This window comes from Spirosoma jeollabukense (assembly GCF_054777855.1).
The window spans coordinates 1462833-1485455 of the sequence record NZ_BAAHAD010000001.1 but is presented as its reverse complement, the minus strand read 5'-3'; the positions used below and the strand labels follow the sequence as shown (position 1 = coordinate 1485455).

Here is a 22623-nt window from a genome sequence, read left to right as displayed (position 1 = left end):
AGTCATTTGCGGTTTCTTTTGTCGTATAAAGTAACGCGGGTGGAAATCCGTACGTTATTGCTGTCAAAGCAGGTTTTTAGCCGTCTTACTACCTCATCATGAAACTTCAGTTTGAGAAGATAGAACCCGAAGCGGGTAGTTCATTTCGGGTGATTCACCACACCGAGGTTGACGCCTGCGGGGTGTATTGGCATTATCATCCTGAATACGAAATCGTGTATATACCCGTCGGCGAAGGGCAACGACGCATTGGTACTAACGTATCGCGTTACGAAGCAGGGGAACTAATATTTATTGGCCCAAACCTGCCACACCTCAATTATAGTTACGGCAAGCAGGGTGATCATGAGGAAATTGTGGTGCAGATGCGTGAAGACTTTATGGGTGAAGCGTTTTTGCAAACACCAGAGCTGAAAACCGTTCGGCGTTTGTTTGACCGGGCGCACACGGGGTTGATTTTCGGTCCCGATGCCAAACAACAAGTGTGTCCCTGGCTATCACAGATGGTTACGCAGGCACCGTTCGAGCGATTTCTGATGTTGCTACGTGTTCTACAGTTACTGGCTGAAACATCTGATGTGCAGCCACTCCATGCCGACGGTGTTCGGTTCGATCTTAATCCTAAGGAGCAGGAACGTATTAATCGAGTTTGTCAGTACGTTGAACAGCACTTTGCTAAACCGGTTGACATTCATGCAGTCGCGGATCTGGCCAGCCTGACTGTTCCGGCGTTTTGCCGGTATTTCAAGCGCATGACTCACCAGACCTATACGGATTTTGTGAATGAATATCGGGTTAATCAGGCCCGCCGAATGCTCCACTCCGCCCGAACTATAGCCGATGTGGGCTTTGCCGTTGGGTTCAATAATCTTTCACACTTCAATAAAACTTTTCGGGCCATAACGGGCCAAACGCCCAGCACGTATCGAAAAGCGCTGGTAGGGGGAATGGTGCTTACGGAGTAAGCACCCTGATTTACGAGTTCTAAGAAAACAAAAGAGCCCGACCAATTCGGCCGGGCTTCACTATTGGATAGAAACGGACTACTGTGGCATTAATACAGTATCGATTACATGAATCACGCCGTTGGACTGATTCACGTCAGGGATTGTGACAGTGGCTACACCACCTTTTGCATCCGTCAATTCTATTTTTTTCCCTTTCTGCATGGCTGTCAATGTGCCACCCGATGCGGTTTTCAGTGTCGCTTTGCCACCACCATCTGCAATGGCTTTCATTAAGTCAGCCGCGCTCATTTTGCCCGGCACTACGTGGTACGTCAGGATACCTGTCAGCGTTTCTTTGTTTTCGGGTTTCACCAGCGTTTCAACAGTGCCCTTTGGCAGTTTATCAAACGCTTTGTTTGTGGGAGCAAATACGGTGAATGGACCCGGTCCCGACAGCGTTTCGACTAAACCTGCCGCTTTCACAGCCGCAACCAGCGTAGTATGATCTTTCGAGTTTACTGCATTCTCAATGATATTCTTCGAGGGGTACATTGGTGCACCACCCACGGTAACTGTTTTTTCCTGAGCAAAGGAAACCTGGCTTAGCGCCAATAACGCACCTATAACTAATGTGACTTTAAGCGTCTTCATGTCGTTGTTTTTTTGTAATGTTTAAAATGTGAAATGGTGTCGATCAACGTGAAGACTTACGGCAGAGCGATAAGGTTTGGATTTAATTACCCAATAAATAATTTATAATTAACTGGCTATTAGGGTATTGCCGCTATCCCTTTTAAGGATAAATACGGTAAAATATCAAAAAAAGACCGCCGGACATTAGTCCGGCGGAACTGATCCCTTAGAAAGCGAGGTGGAAGAAGAGGATAGAATCAACAGGTCAAAGTTCATAAAGATTGATCCAATACCGTACGGGATATTTACCCGAAACGGACCGGGAAAAATACGGTATTGTACACCATGTATTTCCCGTATTTAGTTGGCTTAGGCCCCTTTTTAAATAGACGAAGGTGGGTAACTTGCTGATTATGAGTTATATATTGTTTTTTGTGGGCTTAATCCAAACAGATGTCGATTTATGCTATTGTGAAAACTGACTGAAACGAGTACGTTCGCTCCCTAATCTTTTACCATAAACACTACCATCATGAACCCTACAGATCCATCCACACACGGTAAGCCAATTGATGAAGCGTGGTACAGAAAAATTCGTCAGAAATACAAAGACAGAGTAGCTAACACAGCGGGCGTGGATCCAAAGGAGGAACCCGACGGAATTATTTTTTCCGTTACAGAAATCAATACTTTGCTTAACCAGAAGCCTGACGAAATCGTTGTTTACTTTGGCGTTGTAAAGACAGTGGATAGTGAGAAAAAGGATTATGACCGATTGACGGCTATATTGGTTGGACGAAAGGATGGAAAAGATCAACTTCCATCCGCAGATCCTACGTTCAGACTTCTTGAAAATGGCACCCAGTGTTGTCCACCTAGAGAGGATCTTATTTTCATTCCTGAAGCATAATCTTATTGCATTAATTTTGAGCCTGTAAACGATGCGTTTGCAGGTTTCCTATTATAAAAGCTAATATGCTTTTAAACCTATATCTAGCTGTGCTTACGGGGTGCTTATTGTATGCACTTTGGCACCGGCGCTCTTTAGATGGCCCTTTTAGATGGCTATTTGCTTTAATTTGCATTACATGGATTGTTGAAGCAATTGGCTATTGGGGGCTCGTTACGGGACGTAACAGTAATGTAGTATTTCATATTTTTCAGCCAACCGAATATGCCTTGCTGGCAAGTTTTTTTGCCGGCTACTTTGCCGGGACACGTACCACACAACTGGCACACATTTCAATTATTTCGTTTACTATTTTTTGCTTTATCAACGCGTTATTTATTGAAAAGATTAATGCGATAAATTCGCTTAGTTTTAGTGTAGAATCTATTCTGTTAATATTGTGGTCGGCTTATTATTTCTATGACTTGTATAAACAGGACGAAGTATTGCACATCAGACAATTACCGGAGTTTTGGATTTGTACAGGCATTCTTTTTTTTCAGACAGGTACGTTTTTCCTGATGGGATTACTAAATTACCTGGCAAGAACATCACCTGATGTAGCGACGAAACTGTACAACATAAATCATCTTTTAAACATTCTTCTGTATAGTCTTTATACAATTGGATTTGTATGCAAAGTGGGACAGAAGCAATCGTTATTATAGTTGTAGCCGGGACGATGCTCATGCTGCTTTTAGCCACTTTTGTGGCTTCTTTCTTCTTTTTACACCAAAGGCGGATTTTGAAGCACAAGCAGGAGTTAGCCAGCGTAGCTGAAACGTTCCAGCGCGAACTTCTTCAGGCACAGATCGAAATCCAGAATCATACTCTTCAGCAGATCGCTCAGGAACTCCATGATAACATCGGCCAGTTGCTCACCGTGGTGATCATGCGGCTAAATTCACTCGAAGACGAAATTGAGCAATCCACTACCCAGCAATCAGTTAAACAAACCCGTGATTTGGTCAGAACCGTCATTACCGATGTTCGATCACTGTCTAAAACCCTTGACTACGAAACTGTTGAGCGATTCGGTCTTTTACCCAGCCTCACGCTCGAACTGGAACGTATTCAGCGTGCGGGTCGTATTCAGACTCAACTTGTTACGTCTGGTGACGTGTATTCCTTGGGCGAACAGCCCGAAATTGTACTGCTACGCATGGCGCAGGAGTCAATTAATAATGCTTTAAAACATGCTAATGCCCATAACCTGACGGTTTCGGCTGACTACAATCCCGACACATTTACGCTCATAATCGCCGATGATGGGAAGGGTTTTAGTGTCGATGAAGTAATGACTCGAAAACTGGATCAGGCTGGAGCCGGGCTGAATAATCTCAGCCGTCGGAGTGGTTTATTGCGAGGAACATGTGCCGTAACGAGTCGACTGGGCGAAGGAACGCGCATTGAAATTCAGATTCCACGTAACTAAATCATCAAAAAAGGGCTCCATCTGGCTGATAATGCAACAAATAGTGTCAATAAAAGAGTAACCCATTCGAAAATACCCCAATAGAGGTATTGTGTTTGGGCAGGCAACTCCCTACTTTTCGGGGCGTAAATATGCTTAAGTAACTTTCTCATGCCTACCTCCATCGCCATTGCCGACGATCATCATCTGGTGGCTGAAGCCTTCGCTGATTTGATTCGTAAATTCGACAATTACGAGGTACTTTTTATCGCCGGAAACGGACGTGATTTACTTAATCAGCTCCAACGTAGTGCCAGGCTTCCCGATGTTGCTTTAATTGATCTGAATATGCCCGAAATGGATGGTTTTGAAACGACCCTCCAGCTTCGCAAAATATACCCGTCGGTACGTATATTAGCCCTCTCCATGACGGATCGCGAAGAGGATATCGTCCATATGATACGAAACGGTGCACAGGGTTATCTGCTCAAAGGGTGCCGTTCGAAAGAACTGCGTCAGGCGCTGGACGACGTCATGACGAAAGGTTTCTATTACTCCGATTTCCTGACGGATCAACTCATTCGTAGTCTTAATGCCCCGATTGACAATGTTCCTGTTGCTCCCTTTAAACTGAATGCCCGTGAACTCGAATTCCTGAAACTGGCATGTAGTGAATTGATTTATAACGAGATAGCGGATAAAATGTGTGTAAGCCCACGAACCGTAGACGGATATCGGGAAGTTGTGTTTCAGAAAATGAACGTTCGGACGCGGGTGGGCATGGTGATCGAAGCCGTACGCCATGGCCTGGTAAAGTTTTGAGAAGATGACGAATGGATAAGCGGGATCGCCCCTGTAGAAGAAAGCATGATGTAAGTTCCGGTTTACATTGTTCATTGATTACATGGGCGATCCCGAATATCCATTCGTCATTTCCCTCTTATCTTTGCCGAATGCAGTTGTTTTTTCATCGGGTTGATCTTCGTCTGAACCATACATTTACCATCGCTCATGATAGCCGCGATGTTCAGCCAACTCTCATTGTCGAACTTCGGGATGGCAAACACAGTGGTTTCGGCGAGGCTACGGCAACCCGTTATTATGGCATTACCATTGATGGCATGGTCGCGGTTCTTGAAGCAGTCCGTGAACGTATTGAAACGTATAACCTTACGAATCCCGAGGTATTTTGGACCGATATGCAACCACTCTTGGCCAGTAATCCGTTCGCGCTCTGTGCGCTCGATCAGGCAGCCTGGGATTTATGGGCCAAACAGCAGGGAAAACCCCTGTACAAACTCTGGAATCTCGACTCAGCCAAAAGTCCATTGACTGACTATACGATTGGGCTTGATACACCCGAACGAATGGTCGAAAAAATGCAGGAACGCCCCTGGCCGCTGTATAAAATTAAACTCGGTCGACCAGAAGACGATATCGCACTGGTGCGGACCCTACGTCAGCACACCGATGCCATCTTTCGGGTTGATGCCAATTGTGGGTGGACGGCTGATGACGCCATCCGTAAATCGCGCGAACTGAGGGAACTCGGGGTTGAATTTATCGAACAGCCACTACCTGCCGACGATTGGGAAGGAGCCAGACGCGTGATTGACCAGTCGGTTTTACCCATCATTGCTGACGAAAGCTGCATTGTTGAAGCAGACGTTGAACGGTGTGCGGGCTATTTTCACGGTGTCAACATCAAACTAACAAAGTGCGGAGGAATTACCCCTGCCCGACGCATGATTGCCCGCGCCCGAGAGCTGGGTCTGCGTGTCATGGTTGGCTGCATGACTGAATCGAGTGTAGGGATTTCGGCTATTGCACAATTGCTGCCGCTGCTCGACTATGCCGATTTAGATGGTGCCATGCTCATTGCCAATGATCCCGCGACCGGCGTTACGTTCGAGTATGGTAAGGTCATTTATGCTGACGAAAACGGCACAGGAGTAAGGTTATCAAGGGCGAACGGGTAAAAGAATGAACGATGTGAAACCGGTTGTCGGAACGTAGCGAATGAGTGAAAATTTTACGATTAATCACCTGCCAGGTCGAACGATAAACCATGCAGGGCAGAAATATCTCTTTTTTAGTGGAACAGCCTATTTAGGGTTGCCTCAACATGCTGATTTCCAGAGGTTGATGGTTGATTCCGTCAATCGGTACGGCACCGTTTTTGGAAGCTCACGGAATGGTAATTTACGACTTGCTGTCTACGAAGAGGCCGAAGTAAAACTGGCAGCAATGGTTGGTTCGCCTGCTGCCTTAACGCTTTCGTCGGGCATGATGGCTGGGCAGGTTATCTCAAACTGGCTACGGGCACAGCATGCTACGTTCATGTACGGTCCCAGCGCCCATCCAGCCTTGTGGCATGAACCAACCGTTACGTTGCCTGCGCTGTCGTTTGCTGATTGGACTGTTCAGGTAGCCGATCAGCTACGTAGTGAGTTAACCGGTAACCGGTCTACTGGTCCTGTAGCGATTCTAGTCAATTCGATAGATGCCGTTCGTTCGGAATATTACAACTTTGATTGGGTGAGTGATTTACCCAGCGATTGGCCTATTACGCTCGTGGTAGACGATTCGCACGGAATTGGTGTATTGAACAACGGGCAGGGAATTTGGCCGGAGATCGCTCATAAACTTCACAACAGTCAGGTTCGGCTATTGGTGACGACTTCATTGGCCAAGGCGATGGGCCTGCCAGGCGGTGCCATTTTTGGCGATGCTGGCACCATAAAAGCGATACGTCAAACGGCTTTCTTCGGCGCTTGCTCGCCCATGACACCGGCCAGTCTAGAAGCTTATCTGAAGGCTGATACGTTGTATGCAGAAGGCCGCGAGCGATTACAGCGAAATGTGCGTTTAGCGGAGACATTACTGCTTCCAACGGGTTTGTTTGACCATGCGGAAGGCTACCCTGTTTTCTTTACTAAACAGGATGGATTGTATCCCTATCTGCTTGATCATCAACTGTTCGTTTACTCATTTGCCTACCCAACAGCAGCTGATCGGGCTAATACGCGTGTTGTCATTAGCGCCTTTCATGAACCGGCTGATATTGAGCGATTGGCTGAGCTGGTTGCTAGTTTTAAACGCGAAGAACACAACGGATAGCGCAAGGACTGCAGAGAAAACCTGCTCTGTTCTTTGCGCCGTCCCTTACGCCTTTGCGGTTGAAGTGCCTATTTCAATCCCTCCAGAAATGCCAGACTTGCAGGCATTTGCTCCATGGAACGCGATGATTCGTCTTCGATGAAAAAATGCTTTACGCCCGATTTTTTTGCCTGTTTCATGAGAGCCGCAATACCAACATCGCCCTGGCCAAGTGCTACGTTCGATTCGACGTCCGAATGGCCAGTGTTACTGTCGGGCGTGTCGGGCTTGCGGTCTTTAAGGTGCATGAGCAGAAAGCGTTTCGGGTACTTCTGCAATAAGGCAACCGGGTCATAACCGGGGGCTTTTACCCAAAACACGTCCATTTCGAAATTTACAGATTTCGGATCAAGATTCTCGGCTAAATAGTCGAAGAACGTACCGTCTTTATAGGTCTGAAATTCGTAACCATGATTATGGTAGCAGAATGTAATCCCGTTTTCAGCCAGTAATTTCCCGGCAGTATTGAATACGTCGATGGCACGGTCGGCATCCTGAATCATAAACGTATCACCAGGATGTGGAATCCAGGTACAGACAACATACTTGGCGCCCAACGCTTTTGCTTCGGCCAAAACCTTCGGCACATTATTGTCTAAGTCCTCAAAACTGGCGCCTGTGCTTATCGCTTTTATCCCGTTCTGGTCAAGTAACTTACGGAAATTGGTCAGGCTCAAACCATAGGTTCCGGCAATTTCTGCTTCCCGAAAGCCCATTTGTTTGACTTTTGCCATTGTACCCGGAACATCTTTGGCAAATTGACTGCGGAAACTATACAATTGCAGACCTACCGGGGCGGGTTTTTGTGCCAGAGCAACCAGGCTGGATAGCAACATTCCGGCAAGTAGGAAAGCAGATGTCGTTTTCATGATTTCAAGTTTGGGTATTCGGTTATTAGTTTACAGCCACCGGCAGCCTGTTTAGCAACGTAGTGACTCTTGCCGTGCACCAAAAACCGTAAACCGGCTATTATCTACCCGTTTGCGTCGTAAACGTACTTTCGAAAATTTTGTCGGCATTGCCCGTCTCGAAACCTTCGCGTCGGTGCTGTCGGTTAATTTGGCCGGCTGGCAGATTCTGGAACTGCGGTAAGACGCGCCGTTCGGCAAATTCGACGTATGAACCGGCAATGCGAAACAGGTCGCCCCCGGCAAACTCCGCGTCAATCATCTGAGCCACCGTTGACGCCTGTCGTAAATCGCCATCCGGACTGACTTTGATCGTGCCACCCGCCGAATTGAGCCGTAAACCCTGGTGCTCCAGAAACGCTACGAACTCATCAATGGTGTTGTACCCCGCTTTCAGGTTATGAACGCTGATGGTGAAGTGATTCAGGTAATAGCGGTTATAAATTACCCAGGCCGCATATTCGCTTTCTTTTAGAAGAGCCTGATAATCGGCCAGCGTTGGTGTCGTCCAGAGTGGTTGATGCAGGAACCGATCAACGGCTTCGGCATCATCTAAATCCAGCGCATCGACCGGGTCGCTCGTTACCGTGTCTGTGTAGCGATGAATGATACGTTGGGCTTCGTCGGACAATTCGTTTACACGAAGTTCACTGGCGAAAATTCGGGGAAAACGCGGCTCTGGCGGACTGTACCAGTAGGCTGTTAACTTTTTCTCGATGAAGTTATATTCGTCGCGCTTTTCGTAGCCGTAGTGCAGAAAAATTTTCTCGAATGAAGCGAGCCCAAGGTTGGGAACCCCCATTGTCCGGAAGGCAATATGGTCATTTTCGATCTCGTCCGCCGACGCGATGACGCCCGCATCGATCATGGCGTTGATCACCTTTTGCACGTCGGGAACGCGCTCACTGTATCGGCGCATCAGGCCATCCATCACGGCACCGAGGGTTGAGGTTAGCATTAGCGTTTTGTTTATGTTTAGGTTCGGCGTAGTCTCTGACTAAGTCGCCGTGTTATCCGGTCTCTGACCGGTATTTGATAGAAGGTATTAGTCCGGTCAGAGACCGGATAACGCTACGACGTAGTCAGAGACTACGCCGAACTGAGACTAGGCCGAGCCATTGGACTACGCCGAACAATTAATTCAATTTCCACTGGCTTCGTGCCAGCAGTACGTCTCTGCCTGATTCGCTATGAATAATCCGGTGCAAAAACGCATTCGGTGTTTCAATTGTTGATTGCACCAGCAGGTGATCCTGCCAGTGGCTTTCAGTACGGTAAACCAAATCAATTTCGGCTAATGCCTTCGTTTGCAGGGTTTCGCCGTCCATCGCTTCGAGCAACCACTGCACGTATGCTACGTTGTTGACATGCTGATTCTTATCAATACTTAGCCAGCCTACTTCCACATCTTTTTCCTGCGTTGCGACAAACGGCTTTACTTGAAAATCGGGCTTGAGCGGTAGCCTTGGCAACGGGTCAACATCGGTTGGAGGGGACAGACTTAGAATGAAACCCGGCAGCGGTACCATGGCCCGTTTCTCCATACTAAAGACTATCCACGTACTGGCGGCATCGGCTAACAACGCCCCAGTTTCATCGACTAACCGAAAATCACGGTAAATAAAATATTTTTCGACGCTGGTGGGATACGTTATCAGCCGAACGGTTTGGCCGTAGCGTGGATATTGATGCATCCTCAACTGGAACCGCATCAGCATCCAGCCGAAACCACGTTGCTCCAGATCAGCAACCCCAATGCCGTACGCAATGGCATTTCGGTTAGCGGATTCCTGCATCAGATTCATCAGGGCCGGGATACTCATCCGCCCAAACGCATCGCATTCGTAACCCCGTATCGTAAACGTATCGGTTTGACTAAAAGACATGTACTGACTGGAAAAGACAGGCAAAAATAGGTTAAAAAAAGGCTGCGTGGCACCGGATTCAACCCTGACCTCATGCAGCATTTTTCGACAAACCCGAACAAATTACTTACCGCTACCAATTGCCGATGGGCTGCCCATCCCCTGCGAAAGTGTCAATAGTTTGTCGCTCAGGGTCTGGATGGCTTTTTTGTAGCGGGCTTCCAGATCAGGTAGATTGGCTGTCGATTTTATCGAGGCTTCGTACAGTAAACCGGGCAACATCCAGGACGCATACCCGCTGTTGGGGTCCGATGAGGCATAGAGTGATTTATACCAGCCACCAAATGCATTGCCTTTGGGATCTATAAAGGAACGTTCCAGCAGACGCAATTCTTTGTTTAATTCCACCAGCTTGTCGGTGCGCCCCGATTTGATGTAGTTCAGTCGGGCCATTTCGCAGGCGTCAGCATTCTTTTTCAGATCGGCCACTACGTTCAGCAACGGAGAAATTGAATAGGAAGGTGCGTAGGCCTGAATGGCTTTCTCGGCCGCTTTCAGGTGAACTTCCAGATCCGCCGGATAGCGGGCTATGTCGTAAGGGACAAGGTCGGCATTGGCGAGCCGGAGGGTCATTGTACCAACGACTTGTTCCATCATAGGCCCCATTTTGTAGGTCGGGTCAACGAACTTGTCATAGAAGTACAGGTCATCATACTGCGAGTGGTAGAGCGTAGGCCCTTCCATACCCGCGCTTAGCGACGGAATACCGATGTGCATATAGGGCGCGATGTGATCTGAGCCACCGCCCAGGTTGCCAATGGTTGGCTCACCTGCTACCAGAGCTGGGGCCGATGAGCCCGTTACGCGGGTAGGGTTACCGGCGGCTTTATGCCCCAGCCAGTGTTGATAAACTGTTATGTTGGAATCAGGATACTGAACGGATTGCGTTGCCTCAATAATGAGCTTTTTCATGGAGGGTGACGCGCTGGCGCCAAACGTCCGGCCCGAGACGGCGGCATCGTAGTTCATGTAGGCAACGGCTTTGGTGGTCAACTCATCGCGAAACTGCTCACTCCACTCGGCTGAACCAATGACACCGGGTTCTTCGGCATCCCAGTTGCACACTTTAATGGTACGTCGGGGACGTTGGCCTGCCTTCGCCAGTTTTCCCATTGACTCGGTCATACTCAACAGCATAGCCGTGCCGGAGTTGGGATCGGCGGCCCCATACGACCACGCATCGTAGTGGCAGCCCGCAATAATCCACTCGTCGGGAAACTCCGATCCGGTCAACGTACCAACGACCTGATAAATCCGCTGAATGGTTTTCTCTTGCTTCACCATCAAGCGCACCTTCAAAGCCGGTCCTCCTTCCAGTCGATACGTATAGGGTAAGCCACCCTGCCAGCCCGCCGGAACGGGTTTTGCACCGGTCATGCGTTTCAGAATTTCGGTAGCCGACCCATAGGGGAGGGGTGTTACGGGGATTTTATGCAGGCCAACCGCATTCTGATCGAGACGTTTAGGTGTATTTTTGGCATCCATTGGCAAAGCTGCTTCGCCGGGCGTGAGTGGATCGCCGGTGTAAGGCGTTGTCAACAAAGAGCCACGCTGAATGACGCTCTCACTGTAATAGGGCCCTTCGGGGAAGGTCAGGCCGCGCATATAGCCCGAATCGGCAGGGTCGGTAAAAATAATAACCCCAACGGCTCCGGCTGCCTGGGCAAACTGGGCTTTGTATCCCCGGAAGTTACCACCGTAGCGAGCCAGCACTATTTTCCCGGTTACCGAAACGCCCATGGCTTTCAACTGCTCGAAATCTTCTTTACGACCATAGTTCGCATACACAACTTCGGCGGTGGCATCACCTGACCCCGACCAGGCATTGTAGCCCGGCGTCAGCCGTGGGTCGCTGCTGTACTTATCTTCTTTAAACAGAAATTCGCGAATGTTCAGGGGCTGACGAATCGGCTCGACCAGTTCGACGGCAATTTCACCGGGTCCCTTCGGGAGCAATACGTCGTGCGGGTAAATATCTACCTGCCAGCCCGCTTTGCGCATCGTTTCGGCGATGTAGTCGCGAACCTGTTCGTTTTCTTTCGAACCCGTAATATGCGGTACGCTACTGAGTTTTTCGAGGTGGTTTTTAAACGCTGCCGATGATTGCTTGGTCTTGAAATCGGATTCGAGTTTAAGTTGAGCGGCCTGGCGGGCTGGTACGAATCCGGTGAGGTTCGGCTGCGCCTGTGCTGCCACCACACCCAAAGCCAGCACCAAGGCCTGACCGGTATTTTTAAGTAGAGGGAAATGCTTCATAAATTTAGGTTGTATAGCTTCCAAATATCGGTACTTAATGTGGTAAAATAGGCGTGTTGCAAATGAATATTTGGCAAGAAAAAAGAGACGTGGCTACCACGTCTCTTTTTTGTGTTGATATAGGAAGCCTTTATTACTTAGGCATCGCGAAAATAGTTGGATCTATTTTAGGGTTAAAGACAACGTTCGAAAGCGTTAACGTAACGGAGCCGGGCATGGCCGGGCTATTAAGCTCCATCGTCGAGGGGAGGGTTAGGCCCTCAATCGTTTTGTAATTGCCATACTGCTGCTTAACCTCACCCGATTGCCCCTGTACTGATACCGTTGCTTTCATCGCTAGCAACTGGTAAGTGTTGGCGTCTACGTAGTAGTTGGCTACGCCTTCTGGCCGTGTTACTTTCAGATTGAATACGTCTTTGTCGTTCATTTTCTCCTTGCCCACTAGCTCAACCGGGTATTTTTGCGTCTTGGCCGTAGATAAATCAGCACCTATCAAAAAGGTATTTCCTTTCTGCATTTTTATCTGATCTTCGGGAATAGGTTGAGCACCAGAACCGCCCGTCATCGGATTAATCATCCAGCCTTTATCGCCATCAACGACCTGTGTAATTTGTTGACCCATAGCCGAAATATCCGTTCGGGATGACTGGCCGACCACTGTCGTTGTTTTGCCGGTCATTTCCATCCCCATAATGCTCATACTCTGATTGTACTGGAGCGTTTTTACCGCGGCAATTTTATCGGCTCCACCCAAAGCCGCTATGTTCTTATCGATTATTTCATCGGCCGTCTGCGCAAAGGATAAAGCCGGAATTGCCATGAGGGCAACAAGGGTGATCAGTTGTTTTTTCATGAAAAAGTTAGTCAGAAACTATGTCAAAGATACTAAACCGGGCACAGCAACAATGGTTATTTTAGGGAAATATAGCGACGTATTAGTGCGCAATAGGCAACTTTAACCGCCAACTGGTTTGCAGGGCTGACCGTCGTTTTCTACCTTCATAAGTTGAATCCCTAACTAACTAAACCTACGATGCTGTCGACGACCCGCATTAAACTTTCCATCATGATGTTCCTCCAGTTTTTTGTGTGGGGAGCCTGGTACGGTCAAGTAACGAAATACCTTGAGACACAACTCCATGCCACCGGCGTACAGCAGGGAGCCGCCTTTGCAACCTTTTCGATTGCGATGATTGTAGCTCCTTTTTTCGTGGGCATGATCGCCGACCGTTACTTTGCTGCCCAGAAGGTTTTGGGTGTGCTTAATCTGCTAGGGGCAGCCGTTCTATTTTATCTTATTCAAGTTGATGATGCCGATCAGTTTTTTTGGGTGCTCTTAGTTTACTGTTTGACATTTGCGCCGACGCTTGCGTTAACGTCGTCGATTGCCATGCAGCAGATGACCAGCCCTGAAAAAGAATTTCCGGGAATTCGGGTTTTGGGTACCGTCTCCTGGATTGTTGTGACGAACATTGTTGGGTATTACGGCTTTGGCGATAAAGTAACGATTTTCCAACTGTCGATGTATTCGGCAGTTGTATTAGGGATTTTTTCGTTCTTCCTGCCCGACACGCCCCCCAAAGCCACAACGGCTACGTCGTTTTCGCAGATCCTGGGACTGGATGCTTTTAAATTATTTAAAGATAGATCGTTTGCCATTTTTTTCCTGTCGTCAGTGCTCATTTGCATTCCACTGTCTTTCTACTACGCTATGGCCAACCCTTCGTTGACGGATGGTGGTATGCAGAATGTAGAAAATAAAATGTCGCTGGGTCAGGCATCGGAAGTGATTTTTATGTTACTGATTCCCTTAGCCTACACGCGATTAGGGGTTAAGAAAATGCTCATCGTAGGCTTAATCGCCTGGATTATCCGGTTCGTTTGCTTCGGTTATGGGGATGGCGGCTCGGGCGAATGGATGCTCTATTTGGCTATTGTACTGCACGGCGTTTGTTACGATTTCTTCTTCGTAACAGGTCAGATTTATACCGACAATAAAGCGGGTGCAAAAATTAAATCGTCGGCCCAGGGGCTGATCTCACTGGCAACGTATGGTATCGGTATGGGTATCGGCTCTTATCTTTCCGGTATCGTGAAAGATATGTTCAAGATTGGGAATAGCGTCAACTGGACCGACTTTTGGCTTGTCCCGGCAGGTATTGCGGCTGTAGTCTTGCTTGTGTTTGTGTTTTTGTTTACGGACAATAAGCAAATTCGGACGAAAGAAGACGAGTTAGTACCGGGAAATTTGTAATGGAAAAAGAAATAAGCTGTCCATCTCAAACTAACATGGAAAAGAAGCGTATCATACTCTATAAAACCCTTGATGAACCGCACGTGCGGCAGCTTAGGAACGGGTTGCTTGAAACGCCAGAAGAGCGCTATCGGGGTTTTTTTGCTATGCAGGCCCGACTTTGGGCGTTAAAAGGGCGCCCAAAATTCCCCAAAAGCATTACCATTCGTAAACCGTCATGGATTTAGACCATGAAGAGTTTAGGCTATTTGCATCGAGTGCTGATGTAAATGGTCTACGCTATATGGTGATTGGGTGATTTACCATGTATCTGAATGGCTTATCAAGAAATACGGAAGATGTAGCTATTTGGATTGAACCAACGCCGGAAAATGGTCATCGTTTTATGGCTGTTCTTTCAGGAATAGGTTATGACGATGAAGAGATTAGTCAAGTGGCTGATCTTGATTTTTTTCAACCTCAAGTGTTTGGTTTAAATAATTACATTGATATTTTAACCTACGTTCACCGGCGATTTGATTTTGCCGAATGTTTTCAACGGTCAAGAACATGTCGTAACGACTCAGGATCATTAATTCATTTTCTTCACCTGAATGATTTACGGGAACAGAAAATTGTTGCACATCGTCCTCAGGACTTGCGCGATATTGTAATGATTGATGAGTTCATTGAAGAAAGTAAGAAAGGTGGGGGGACCGAAACTTCAGAAACTAACAAATCCTAAGTGCAACTCATTTCCTATAATATCAACGGCATTCGGGCCGCTCTGCGTAACGGACTGGCCGACTGGCTTGCTCAGCATCAATTCGATATTCTCTGTTTTCAGGAAGTTAAAGCCACCGCCGATGTAGTGGATCTGACTGTTTTTGAGCAGCTTGGTTATCAATATCACTGGCATGCGGCCGAGAAGAAAGGCTATTCGGGCGTAGCAACGTTCTCGAAAATTGCCCCGACTAACGTAGTGCTGGGCTGCGGATTACCGGTCTATGACTGCGAAGGCCGTATTCTGCGCACCGATTTTGGTGAGCTTACATTGCTAAATTGCTATTTTCCGTCAGGCACGTCCGGGGAAATACGGCAGGGTGTTAAGATGGAGTTCCTGCGCGATTTTTATGAATACGTAGTGGAATTACGGAAAACTCGCCCGAAGCTTATTGTCGTTGGTGATTACAATATTGCCCATAACGCCATCGATATTCACGATCCGATACGGAACAAAAATTCGACCGGCTTTCTGCCCGAAGAACGGGCCTGGATGGACCAGTGGTTTGGAACTAATATGACTGATTCTTTCCGTTATAAACATCCCCAGGACGTAGCGTATAGCTGGTGGAGTTACCGCGCTGGGGCCCGCAGCAATAATAAAGGTTGGCGTATCGACTATGCATCGGTGACGGATAATCTTCGGGATCAGATCATCGATTGCCAGATGCTGCCCGATGTCGTTCACGCCGACCATTGCCCGGTAAGTCTAAACCTGGATTTGGGTGATTTGTCTGACTGACTATGATTTTATCAGTGACAACAAAATCATAGTTAATTAGAAAAATCAGATGAATCCCGGTTCAGATTACTTCCTCATCTACAAACCATACCTCATGCTTTCGCAGTTCTCGCGTGAGGGTGATAAGCCAACGCTGGCTGATTTAGAATTCGATTTTCCGACAGATGTGTATCCTGTTGGGCGGCTGGATGCGGATAGCGAAGGATTGCTGTTGCTGACTAATGACAAACAACTCAACCACCGTTTACTAAATCCGAAATTCCGCCACAATCGGACGTACTATGTGCAAGTCGAGGGCGCACTGACCAGCGAGGCCTGTCAATTGCTGGCCGATGGCATCACAATTTCGGTAGATGGTAAACCGTATCATACGCTTGCCGCCCATGCTCAGTCCATTGGCGAACCACCTTTGCCCGCTCGCAATCCTCCTATCCGTTACCGGGCCAATATTCCAACTTCATGGTTGTCTATTGCGCTCCACGAAGGCAAGAATCGGCAGGTGCGTAAGATGACGGCTGCCGTGGGTTTCCCGACGCTCCGGCTCGTGCGCTGGGCTATTGAAACCCTCACAGCGGAAGGTATGGAACCAGGCCAGGTGCTTGAATTAAGTCGGGCGGACGTAGTACGTGGTCTGCGGCTTTGAATCACCCGGGAAATTCCGGAAAGCTGGTGATGATCGCCGATGAAACGTTTCGTCGGCGACTTTTTCCGTTCCTGCCGTCATGTTGCTATCTTTACACAGAGGCAACCATCCCTATCTGGCTTTGAAGACGCTCAACGACAGGCGACTACGAATTTTCGGTCCACTCATCGTGTTTGTGGTTGGAACGCTGTTTTTCCGCCTGAACTGGTACTTTGAAGAACCATTGCCCACGGTCTTACGCAGCGACCTGATTGCCTTGGTATCGGGCTACATCTGCTGGAATCTGGCTCGCTGGGTGGTTCTTTCCCTGCAAAAACGCTACCCAGGTTTAGCCAATGCGCGTCGTCGTCTGCAATGGATGGCGCTGTTGCTGCCTCTCCTTATTAATATAGCCTGGATTATTCGGCGAGTCGGGCATATGGCCTTCAATAATCTGGATACATTCTGGGCGCCGTTGCCAGCTTATACGTATGGGCTTGGTATTCAGCTGTTTTACCATGCTGTCTACTTTGTCATTTATGAAGGGAGTTACGTGATGCAGGCCTGGCAGCAGACCTACGAGCGAAACGAAGGTCTTAAAAAGGACAAGCTACAACACCAGCTTAATAAGCTGAAAAGCCAGATCAACCCACACTTCCTGTTCAATAGCCTTAATATTCTGTCGTCGCTTATTTATGAAGATCCCCGAAAGGCGGAGGACGTAGTGGATGAAATTAGCATCGTGTATCGGTATCTGTTGCGCGTCAATGATGGCGAGTTGACCACGCTTGGCGCAGAGCTACAGTTTATTCAATCCTATTTCCACCTGTTGAAAACCCGGTATGGCGCAGGGCTCGATTTACAGATTCAGGTTGACGCGGAGAAACGGGATTTTAAATTACCCGCGCTAACGTTGCAACTGCTACTCGAAAACGCCGTGAAACACAATGTCATGATGCCCGACCGACCACTGAAGATTGTTATCGAGACTCAGGGACAATCGTTATTGGTTCGGAATAATCTTCAGCGGAAAAATACGCCTATACTGTCGAACAAGGTGGGTTTGAATAACATTGCGACCAAATACCGGCTGCTGGGCCAGGGAGACCTCACGATTCAGGAAGTTGATGGACAGTTTGTTGTCATCCTGCCCTTGCTGGCAAATCAACCCGAATTAACCAGTCATTCATGAAACCACTCAACGACATCCGCCTGCGCTTGCTTGGTCCGGTGGTCCTGTTTTTGTTCGTGGCCCTCTTTTTTCGACTCGACTGGTATTTTAAACTCCCGCTGAAGACCGCCTTATTCAATGACGCCATTGGGTTAACGGCGGGTCTGATTTGCTGGCAGATTGCCCGTTGGGTGGTGCTGAGGTTTCAACAGCAGTATCCGGGTCTGGCCAATACGCGCCGACGCCTGTTGTGGCTGCTGGCGGCTTTGCCTGTGCTGGTAACGTTCGCCTGGCTGTTGCGCCACACCGTTCGCTTTTTGATTGACGGGCAATTCCTGTATTTCACCAGTGCTGTAGAGCTGAGCCGCACACTCGGGATGCAGATTTTTTATCATTTTATCTATTTTGTCGTATATGAAGGCTGGTACATCTGGCGCCAGTGGCAGCGCGCAACCGTAGAGACCAACGACTTGGAGAAGGTGTCACTGCAAAGCCAGCTTACCTCGTTGCAGAGTCAGGTGAATCCTCATTTTTTGTTTAACTGTCTCAACTCATTGTCGTCGCTGATTCGGGAAGATCCCGTTGCTGCCGATCAGTTTCTGGAAGAACTCACCAGTGTTTTTCGCTATCAACTGCAAGCGAGTGAAGACCGGCTGATAGCCCTGCGCGAGGAGATGGCATTCATTCATGCTTATATTCACCTGTTGCAAACCCGTTATCCAACGGGACTCGTGTTTGAGCTTGCTGTCGATGAGTCGTTGCTGGATTTACTCATCCCGCCCCTGGCGATCCAGGTCCTGGTCGAAAATGCAGTACGTTACAATGTGATTTTAGCGGCTAAACCCCTGACCATCCGAATAAGTACTACGTCAGATCGATGGCTATTGGTTGAGAATACGCTTCAACGGAAGTCTATTCGGATTGACACGGTGGGCGATGGTCTGACGAATCTGGCGGCTACCTACACGTTACTGGGTCAGGAAGCGATTCAGATTGACGAGCAGACAGGTTGGTATAGCGTAAGCCTTCCTCTGCTGAGTGAAGAATCAGTAGCTATTTCCCCATCCATTTTTTAAAATCCGATGCCCGTTCCCGGCTGACCAGCACCTCATCGGTTGTTGTTGGTTTGAGTATCAATTTGAGTTTATTATTGAAATACGGGTGGATCTGCTGTACCGCATTGATGGCTACGATAAATTGCCGATTTGCCCGGAAGAACTGAGCTGGATCGAGCATGGCGTCAAGCTCATCGAGCGTATAATCCAGCGAAAATTTCTGGTTGGTATGAGTGCGGAATAAACTGACACCTTCCTCGGATAAGAAATAAGCAATGTCACTCACTTCCACGGGTAGCCACTGGGAAAGATGACGTACCAGAAAACGTTTGCGGTGTTCGGTTGGCTGAAGTTGCTGCCGAAGTTGTTGCACCAGTGCGTCAATGGCTACGTGTCCATCCGATTCTGACGCTTGTTGTTTTGTGAGCCGTTTGTGTTTAGCCAGACTTGCTTCCAGTTCAGTACGTTTGATGGGTTTAAGTAAGTAATCAATGCTATTGACCTTAAAGGCCTTCAGGGCATATTCATCGTATGAGGTCGTGAAGATGACGGGCGATGCAACGGGTGTCTGCTCGAAAATCTCGAAACTCTGACCATCGGCCAGTTCGATGTCCATCAGAATCAAATCGGGAGCGGGATGATTCTGCAAATAATTCACTGATGCCTGCACACTGGCGGCTGTAGCTATAATCTGAATGGCCGGATCGACTTCCTGTAGCAGCCGGGTTAGTTTACGAGCGGCTAGCTCTTCATCTTCGATAACGAATACGTTCATAGCAGAGTGGGTGATTTCGAGCTAAAAAAGAGAAAGGTTTTTTTGAGCCGATAAAATAAAAGTACACTCAGAGGTTTCCTAAATCAGGTACAAACCCTTCCAACCGGTAAAAGTAGCCTATGAAGTGATATTTATACCGCATCAAACATATAGTGAAGTTCGACAAAGTAAGCGTATATGTCGTGGGGACGATTTGCTTACAAAATGCCTTCGTCGGCGAAACTGAAGTACGATTTATCGGTAAATATCAAATGGTCAAGGACGGGAATATCCAACAGCCGCCCCGCATCCCGTAGTTTTTTAGTAAGGTCCTTGTCCGCTTGTGAGGGCGTCAAATTCCCCGACGGATGGTTGTGCATCAGAATCATGGAGGAAGCAAGGTACTCGATAGCCTGCTTGAAAATGAGTTTCGGATCGGCCACTGTACCCGAAACGCCCCCCGTACTGATTTGCACGGGTCGCAAAATCTCATTGGCGCGATTCATCAGCAAAATCCAGAACTCCTCATGAGGTTTATCCATCAAATGAGGGATCATCTCGTCGTAGGCATCGCGGGAGCACGTAACGCGGGCTCGCTGGGGGCGATCCTGTTCCTTTCGTCGGCGGCCCAGTTCAAGGGCAGCTATGATCGTAATCGCTCTGGCTTCGCCAATACCCCGGAACTTGGAAAGATCTTTAATGCTCAGTTTCGCCAGGTCATTGAGGTTGTTATTAACACTTTTGAGGATAATTCGGGCGACATCTACGGCGGTTAGATCAACCGTACCGGAGTTGATCAAAATGGCAATCAGTTCGGCTTCTGACAGGGCGGCTTTTCCCTTGAGCATGAGTTTTTCGCGGGGGCGGTCTTCTTCGGCCCAGCTTTGAATGGTGCCGGAAGTCTGGTAGGTCATAGTATTAAGTCAGTTACGGGCCTATTTTCGTTTACAAAGTGCACAAAAAAACCTTACCCGCAAAAAGGTAAGGTTTCAGATAGGGATAGCACCCGCAACAAAGAGTGAACTAAAACCAGACTACGACTAAGCCGACGCGGTTTTCAGCCCATTAACCAAACGAGCCAGTTTCGACTTGTTGTTGGAGGCTTTATTCTTATGAATGATGTTGCGTTTTGCCAATTTGTCAAGAGCAGAAGAAACCGTTTTGAACAGTTCAACGGCCATTGCGTGGTCGGTGGTGGTACGTAGTTTTTTTACCATGTTCCGAGTCGTTACGTGCTGGTAACGGTTCATCAGACGCTTCTTGGCACTCGACCGAATTGCTTTCTTTGATGACTTATGATTTGCCATTGGTATATAAAATGAGATCGTTGTCGCGATATGAGGGCGCAAAAATAAGAATTTCGGTTGGAACAACCAAGAGTCCCACCCGAAATTCTTTGTGTTTCACGGCTTTACTGACGAATATCAGCGTTGACAATCAACGTTTTTTCCCATATTCCTTTGTTCTCGGCCACAAATTCTTTGTAGGCGTCGCTCTTCTCAAAAGTTTTTATATCGGCTTCGTTCTGAAACGTAAGGTAATGTACTACGTCATAATCAGAAACGGCTCCGTTTGGCAAAATTGTCTTGCCGGATGTGTAACCAACGACCTGTGGAATTTCGTGCTTTAAGGCAGCAAAACCGCTCATATGCTGCTCAATAGCTCCATTTTCGACCCCATTTTTGAATTTAATGCACACAATTTGCTGTTTCTGGGCTTTTCTCGCGGGTGAGTAAGCACCATAGATTGTTAAAGCAAATGCGCAAAGTAGCACAACTATTAATGTATACCCTTTTGATTTCGCATTCATGATTATTTGTGATTTATCTTTTTGTCCAAATTTTGTTCTGAATAACATGCTTATTTAATTGAATAGTTAATTATTATCCCTTTAAAGTACCATGTTTTGTCAAATGTACAACGGTTTTATTTGGTTGTTAGTTTCAGCCCAAATTTTATTTGGAAGTTTAGTGAGCGGTAGCGTCCCCAAGCCCGAAAAACGACCTGATCTCAACTATTTACCCAGGCCATATTCAGCCGAATATTGGCCAAACAAAGCTCGTTCAACTGAACATAAACACGTCTGGGGCCATCCAGCCCAGCAGCATCCACGGTGGGGCTTTTTTGCGCATCAGCAAATTAATAGACTGGCAGTTTTCACACTTCCTGTCGATATGATGCCATTCTTCAAAAAGCACATCAACTTTCTAACCGACAATGCGGTGAATCCCGACAAACGCCGATATGCTGTTGTGGGTGAAGCGCCCCGGCATTTCATTGATCTCGATGCATACCCTGATACGTTGTCCACGACACTTCCTCGCTATTATAAAGACGCGACGGATCGCTATGGCGCTGACACACTGGCGTTGCACGGGTTAGTGCCGTGGCAAATTCAATTAACGAAATATCAGTTGACCGAAGCCTTCAAACAACGTAACGTCCGGCGAATTCTGCGGGTGGCGGCTGATCTAGGACATTACATCGCCGATGCCAACGTACCGTTGCACACCACACGGAACTACAATGGACAGTTAACGAACCAGCAGGGTATTCACGGCTTCTGGGAGTCGCGCCTGCCGGAGCTATTCAGCACAGAGTATGATTTTTTGACAGGGCAGGCGGAGTATATACATTCTCCTCAAAAAGCGGCCTGGCGGGCGGTTTTCAATGCAAATGCAGCGCTGGATTCCGTACTGCGTTTTGAGCAGCAACTCACAACCGAATTGGGCGAGACCCGCAAATTTGGGTTTGAGGAACGTAACGGCATTACGACAAAGGTATATTCAGCCGATTTTTCGCGGCAGTATCACGAACGCCTTCGCGATCAGGTAGAGCGCCAGATGAGGGCATCCGTTAAGATGGTCGGCGATTTCTGGTACACCTGCTGGGTCGATGCTGGTCAGCCAGACATGCGGGCACTAGCGAAATACCAGCTTACTGAGGAAGAGCAAAAAGAAGAAGCTGAAGAAAAGAAAGGCTGGCTGAAACGGCTGTTTTCGGCGAGGGAGGAGTAATCCGAACCGGGATTTATGTGATTTTACTAACTGACTGTGATTTTTAAAATTTGCT

At 47.9% G+C, this 22623-nt stretch carries 25 protein-coding genes; 15 read left to right on the top strand and 10 right to left on the bottom strand.

Annotated features, from left to right (window positions below; all coding sequences use genetic code 11):
• Nucleotides 1–98: 98 nt before the first annotated feature.
• Nucleotides 99–965, top strand: a complete 867-nt coding sequence (locus tag ACYVEA_RS06095) for an AraC family transcriptional regulator (protein ID WP_461112459.1) — start codon at nucleotides 99–101, stop codon at nucleotides 963–965.
• 78 nt (nucleotides 966–1043) lie between these two features.
• Here ACYVEA_RS06095 and ACYVEA_RS06090 read toward each other — a convergent pair whose 3' ends face one another.
• Entirely contained in the window at nucleotides 1044–1598 is a 555-nt protein-coding gene (locus ACYVEA_RS06090; RefSeq protein ID WP_461112458.1) for a fasciclin domain-containing protein, read from the bottom strand.
• Nucleotides 1599–2112: 514 nt separating this feature from the next.
• Here ACYVEA_RS06090 and ACYVEA_RS06085 point away from each other — a divergent pair.
• The 6 genes from ACYVEA_RS06085 (at nucleotide 2113) to ACYVEA_RS06060 (ending at nucleotide 7063) form a co-directional block, all read left to right on the top strand.
• Complete coding sequence (locus ACYVEA_RS06085; RefSeq protein ID WP_461112457.1) at nucleotides 2113–2490, top strand: hypothetical protein; 378 nt, start codon at nucleotides 2113–2115, stop codon at nucleotides 2488–2490.
• Nucleotides 2491–2555: 65 nt separating this feature from the next.
• Nucleotides 2556–3197 (top strand): hypothetical protein, encoded by a 642-nt coding sequence (locus tag ACYVEA_RS06080; RefSeq protein WP_461112456.1) that lies wholly within the window; start codon nucleotides 2556–2558, stop codon nucleotides 3195–3197.
• Nucleotides 3164–3964, top strand: coding sequence for a sensor histidine kinase (locus tag ACYVEA_RS06075; RefSeq protein WP_461112455.1), 801 nt, complete (start codon nucleotides 3164–3166; stop codon nucleotides 3962–3964). Before ACYVEA_RS06080 ends, ACYVEA_RS06075 begins: the two co-directional genes overlap by 34 nt.
• A 150-nt stretch (nucleotides 3965–4114) precedes the next feature.
• Nucleotides 4115–4765 (top strand): response regulator, encoded by a 651-nt coding sequence (locus ACYVEA_RS06070; protein WP_461112454.1) that lies wholly within the window; start codon nucleotides 4115–4117, stop codon nucleotides 4763–4765.
• A 131-nt stretch (nucleotides 4766–4896) separates the two neighbouring features.
• Nucleotides 4897–5922, top strand: a complete 1026-nt coding sequence (locus tag ACYVEA_RS06065) for a dipeptide epimerase (RefSeq protein ID WP_461112453.1) — start codon at nucleotides 4897–4899, stop codon at nucleotides 5920–5922.
• Between the two features lie 40 nt (nucleotides 5923–5962).
• Entirely contained in the window at nucleotides 5963–7063 is a 1101-nt protein-coding gene (locus tag ACYVEA_RS06060) for an aminotransferase class I/II-fold pyridoxal phosphate-dependent enzyme (RefSeq protein WP_461112452.1), read from the top strand.
• A 68-nt stretch (nucleotides 7064–7131) separates the two neighbouring features.
• Here the strand turns inward: ACYVEA_RS06060 and ACYVEA_RS06055 are convergent, their stop codons facing one another.
• The 5 genes from ACYVEA_RS06055 to ACYVEA_RS06035 all read right to left on the bottom strand — a co-directional run bounded on the left by ACYVEA_RS06055 (nucleotide 7132) and on the right by ACYVEA_RS06035 (nucleotide 13044).
• On the bottom strand, nucleotides 7132–7971 hold the full coding sequence (locus tag ACYVEA_RS06055; protein ID WP_461112451.1) for a sugar phosphate isomerase/epimerase family protein: 840 nt from the start codon (nucleotides 7969–7971) through the stop codon (nucleotides 7132–7134).
• A gap of 100 nt (nucleotides 7972–8071) precedes the next feature.
• Nucleotides 8072–8968, bottom strand: a complete 897-nt coding sequence (locus tag ACYVEA_RS06050; RefSeq protein ID WP_461112450.1) for a 2-oxoadipate dioxygenase/decarboxylase family protein — start codon at nucleotides 8966–8968, stop codon at nucleotides 8072–8074.
• Nucleotides 8969–9146: 178 nt separating this feature from the next.
• Nucleotides 9147–9896, bottom strand: coding sequence for an acyl-[acyl-carrier-protein] thioesterase (locus ACYVEA_RS06045; RefSeq protein ID WP_461112449.1), 750 nt, complete (start codon nucleotides 9894–9896; stop codon nucleotides 9147–9149).
• Between the two features lie 102 nt (nucleotides 9897–9998).
• Nucleotides 9999–12191: a M28 family peptidase gene (locus ACYVEA_RS06040; protein WP_461112448.1), complete on the bottom strand. Its 2193-nt coding sequence runs from the start codon at nucleotides 12189–12191 to the stop codon at nucleotides 9999–10001.
• Nucleotides 12192–12324: 133 nt separating this feature from the next.
• Nucleotides 12325–13044, bottom strand: coding sequence for a LolA family protein (locus tag ACYVEA_RS06035; RefSeq protein WP_461112447.1), 720 nt, complete (start codon nucleotides 13042–13044; stop codon nucleotides 12325–12327).
• Nucleotides 13045–13224: 180 nt separating this feature from the next.
• Here ACYVEA_RS06035 and ACYVEA_RS06030 point away from each other — a divergent pair, with 180 nt between their 5' ends.
• The 7 genes from ACYVEA_RS06030 (at nucleotide 13225) to ACYVEA_RS06000 (ending at nucleotide 18818) form a co-directional block, all read left to right on the top strand.
• Complete coding sequence (locus ACYVEA_RS06030) at nucleotides 13225–14445, top strand: nucleoside permease (RefSeq protein WP_461112446.1); 1221 nt, start codon at nucleotides 13225–13227, stop codon at nucleotides 14443–14445.
• Nucleotides 14446–14480: 35 nt separating this feature from the next.
• Nucleotides 14481–14672 carry a hypothetical protein gene (locus ACYVEA_RS06025; RefSeq protein ID WP_461112445.1) on the top strand — a complete coding sequence of 64 codons (192 nt, stop codon included), beginning with the start codon at nucleotides 14481–14483 and terminating at the stop codon, nucleotides 14670–14672.
• Nucleotides 14673–14749: 77 nt separating this feature from the next.
• Nucleotides 14750–15169: a hypothetical protein gene (locus ACYVEA_RS06020; RefSeq protein ID WP_461112444.1), complete on the top strand. Its 420-nt coding sequence runs from the start codon at nucleotides 14750–14752 to the stop codon at nucleotides 15167–15169.
• Entirely contained in the window at nucleotides 15170–15949 is a 780-nt protein-coding gene (locus tag ACYVEA_RS06015; protein WP_461112443.1) for an exodeoxyribonuclease III, read from the top strand. It abuts the gene before it with no gap.
• A 49-nt stretch (nucleotides 15950–15998) separates the two neighbouring features.
• Entirely contained in the window at nucleotides 15999–16592 is a 594-nt protein-coding gene (locus tag ACYVEA_RS06010; protein ID WP_461112442.1) for a pseudouridine synthase, read from the top strand.
• Between the two features lie 79 nt (nucleotides 16593–16671).
• Nucleotides 16672–17763, top strand: a complete 1092-nt coding sequence (locus ACYVEA_RS06005; protein WP_461112441.1) for a sensor histidine kinase — start codon at nucleotides 16672–16674, stop codon at nucleotides 17761–17763.
• Nucleotides 17760–18818 carry a sensor histidine kinase gene (locus ACYVEA_RS06000; protein ID WP_461112440.1) on the top strand — a complete coding sequence of 353 codons (1059 nt, stop codon included), beginning with the start codon at nucleotides 17760–17762 and terminating at the stop codon, nucleotides 18816–18818. Before ACYVEA_RS06005 ends, ACYVEA_RS06000 begins: the two co-directional genes overlap by 4 nt.
• Here ACYVEA_RS06000 and ACYVEA_RS05995 read toward each other — a convergent pair.
• The 4 genes from ACYVEA_RS05995 to ACYVEA_RS05980 all read right to left on the bottom strand — a co-directional run bounded on the left by ACYVEA_RS05995 (nucleotide 18796) and on the right by ACYVEA_RS05980 (nucleotide 21361).
• Nucleotides 18796–19572, bottom strand: coding sequence for a LytR/AlgR family response regulator transcription factor (locus tag ACYVEA_RS05995; RefSeq protein ID WP_461112439.1), 777 nt, complete (start codon nucleotides 19570–19572; stop codon nucleotides 18796–18798). The genes ACYVEA_RS06000 and ACYVEA_RS05995 overlap by 23 nt on opposite strands.
• A gap of 197 nt (nucleotides 19573–19769) precedes the next feature.
• Complete coding sequence (gene radC, locus ACYVEA_RS05990) at nucleotides 19770–20465, bottom strand: RadC family protein (RefSeq protein WP_461112438.1); 696 nt, start codon at nucleotides 20463–20465, stop codon at nucleotides 19770–19772.
• 126 nt (nucleotides 20466–20591) lie between these two features.
• Nucleotides 20592–20858, bottom strand: coding sequence for a 30S ribosomal protein S20 (gene rpsT / locus ACYVEA_RS05985; protein WP_461112437.1), 267 nt, complete (start codon nucleotides 20856–20858; stop codon nucleotides 20592–20594).
• A 104-nt stretch (nucleotides 20859–20962) separates the two neighbouring features.
• Nucleotides 20963–21361, bottom strand: coding sequence for a Dabb family protein (locus ACYVEA_RS05980; protein ID WP_461112436.1), 399 nt, complete (start codon nucleotides 21359–21361; stop codon nucleotides 20963–20965).
• 91 nt (nucleotides 21362–21452) lie between these two features.
• On the opposite strand from ACYVEA_RS05980, the gene ACYVEA_RS05975 reads away from it, so the two are divergent.
• Nucleotides 21453–22568 (top strand): zinc dependent phospholipase C family protein, encoded by a 1116-nt coding sequence (locus ACYVEA_RS05975; RefSeq protein ID WP_461112435.1) that lies wholly within the window; start codon nucleotides 21453–21455, stop codon nucleotides 22566–22568.
• The last annotated feature ends 55 nt before the right edge of the window (nucleotides 22569–22623 follow it).

Coding starts and splice junctions, on each gene's coding strand:
- ACYVEA_RS06065 (WP_461112453.1), top strand. CDS start 4,897: ATGCAGTTGTTTTTTCATCGGGTTGATCTTCGTCTGAACCATACATTT.
- ACYVEA_RS05980 (WP_461112436.1), bottom strand. CDS start 21,361: ATGAATGCGAAATCAAAAGGGTATACATTAATAGTTGTGCTACTTTGC.
- ACYVEA_RS06075 (WP_461112455.1), top strand. CDS start 3,164: ATGCAAAGTGGGACAGAAGCAATCGTTATTATAGTTGTAGCCGGGACG.
- ACYVEA_RS06055 (WP_461112451.1), bottom strand. CDS start 7,971: ATGAAAACGACATCTGCTTTCCTACTTGCCGGAATGTTGCTATCCAGC.
- ACYVEA_RS06040 (WP_461112448.1), bottom strand. CDS start 12,191: ATGAAGCATTTCCCTCTACTTAAAAATACCGGTCAGGCCTTGGTGCTG.
- ACYVEA_RS06010 (WP_461112442.1), top strand. CDS start 15,999: ATGAATCCCGGTTCAGATTACTTCCTCATCTACAAACCATACCTCATG.
- ACYVEA_RS06060 (WP_461112452.1), top strand. CDS start 5,963: ATGAGTGAAAATTTTACGATTAATCACCTGCCAGGTCGAACGATAAAC.
- ACYVEA_RS06080 (WP_461112456.1), top strand. CDS start 2,556: ATGCTTTTAAACCTATATCTAGCTGTGCTTACGGGGTGCTTATTGTAT.
- ACYVEA_RS06030 (WP_461112446.1), top strand. CDS start 13,225: ATGCTGTCGACGACCCGCATTAAACTTTCCATCATGATGTTCCTCCAG.
- rpsT (WP_461112437.1), bottom strand. CDS start 20,858: ATGGCAAATCATAAGTCATCAAAGAAAGCAATTCGGTCGAGTGCCAAG.
- ACYVEA_RS05975 (WP_461112435.1), top strand. CDS start 21,453: ATGTTTTGTCAAATGTACAACGGTTTTATTTGGTTGTTAGTTTCAGCC.
- ACYVEA_RS05995 (WP_461112439.1), bottom strand. CDS start 19,572: ATGAACGTATTCGTTATCGAAGATGAAGAGCTAGCCGCTCGTAAACTA.
- ACYVEA_RS06050 (WP_461112450.1), bottom strand. CDS start 8,968: ATGCTAACCTCAACCCTCGGTGCCGTGATGGATGGCCTGATGCGCCGA.
- ACYVEA_RS06020 (WP_461112444.1), top strand. CDS start 14,750: ATGTATCTGAATGGCTTATCAAGAAATACGGAAGATGTAGCTATTTGG.
- ACYVEA_RS06090 (WP_461112458.1), bottom strand. CDS start 1,598: ATGAAGACGCTTAAAGTCACATTAGTTATAGGTGCGTTATTGGCGCTA.
- ACYVEA_RS06085 (WP_461112457.1), top strand. CDS start 2,113: ATGAACCCTACAGATCCATCCACACACGGTAAGCCAATTGATGAAGCG.
- ACYVEA_RS06070 (WP_461112454.1), top strand. CDS start 4,115: ATGCCTACCTCCATCGCCATTGCCGACGATCATCATCTGGTGGCTGAA.
- ACYVEA_RS06045 (WP_461112449.1), bottom strand. CDS start 9,896: ATGTCTTTTAGTCAAACCGATACGTTTACGATACGGGGTTACGAATGC.
- radC (WP_461112438.1), bottom strand. CDS start 20,465: ATGACCTACCAGACTTCCGGCACCATTCAAAGCTGGGCCGAAGAAGAC.
- ACYVEA_RS06025 (WP_461112445.1), top strand. CDS start 14,481: ATGGAAAAGAAGCGTATCATACTCTATAAAACCCTTGATGAACCGCAC.
- ACYVEA_RS06095 (WP_461112459.1), top strand. CDS start 99: ATGAAACTTCAGTTTGAGAAGATAGAACCCGAAGCGGGTAGTTCATTT.
- ACYVEA_RS06000 (WP_461112440.1), top strand. CDS start 17,760: ATGAAACCACTCAACGACATCCGCCTGCGCTTGCTTGGTCCGGTGGTC.
- ACYVEA_RS06005 (WP_461112441.1), top strand. CDS start 16,672: ATGTTGCTATCTTTACACAGAGGCAACCATCCCTATCTGGCTTTGAAG.
- ACYVEA_RS06035 (WP_461112447.1), bottom strand. CDS start 13,044: ATGAAAAAACAACTGATCACCCTTGTTGCCCTCATGGCAATTCCGGCT.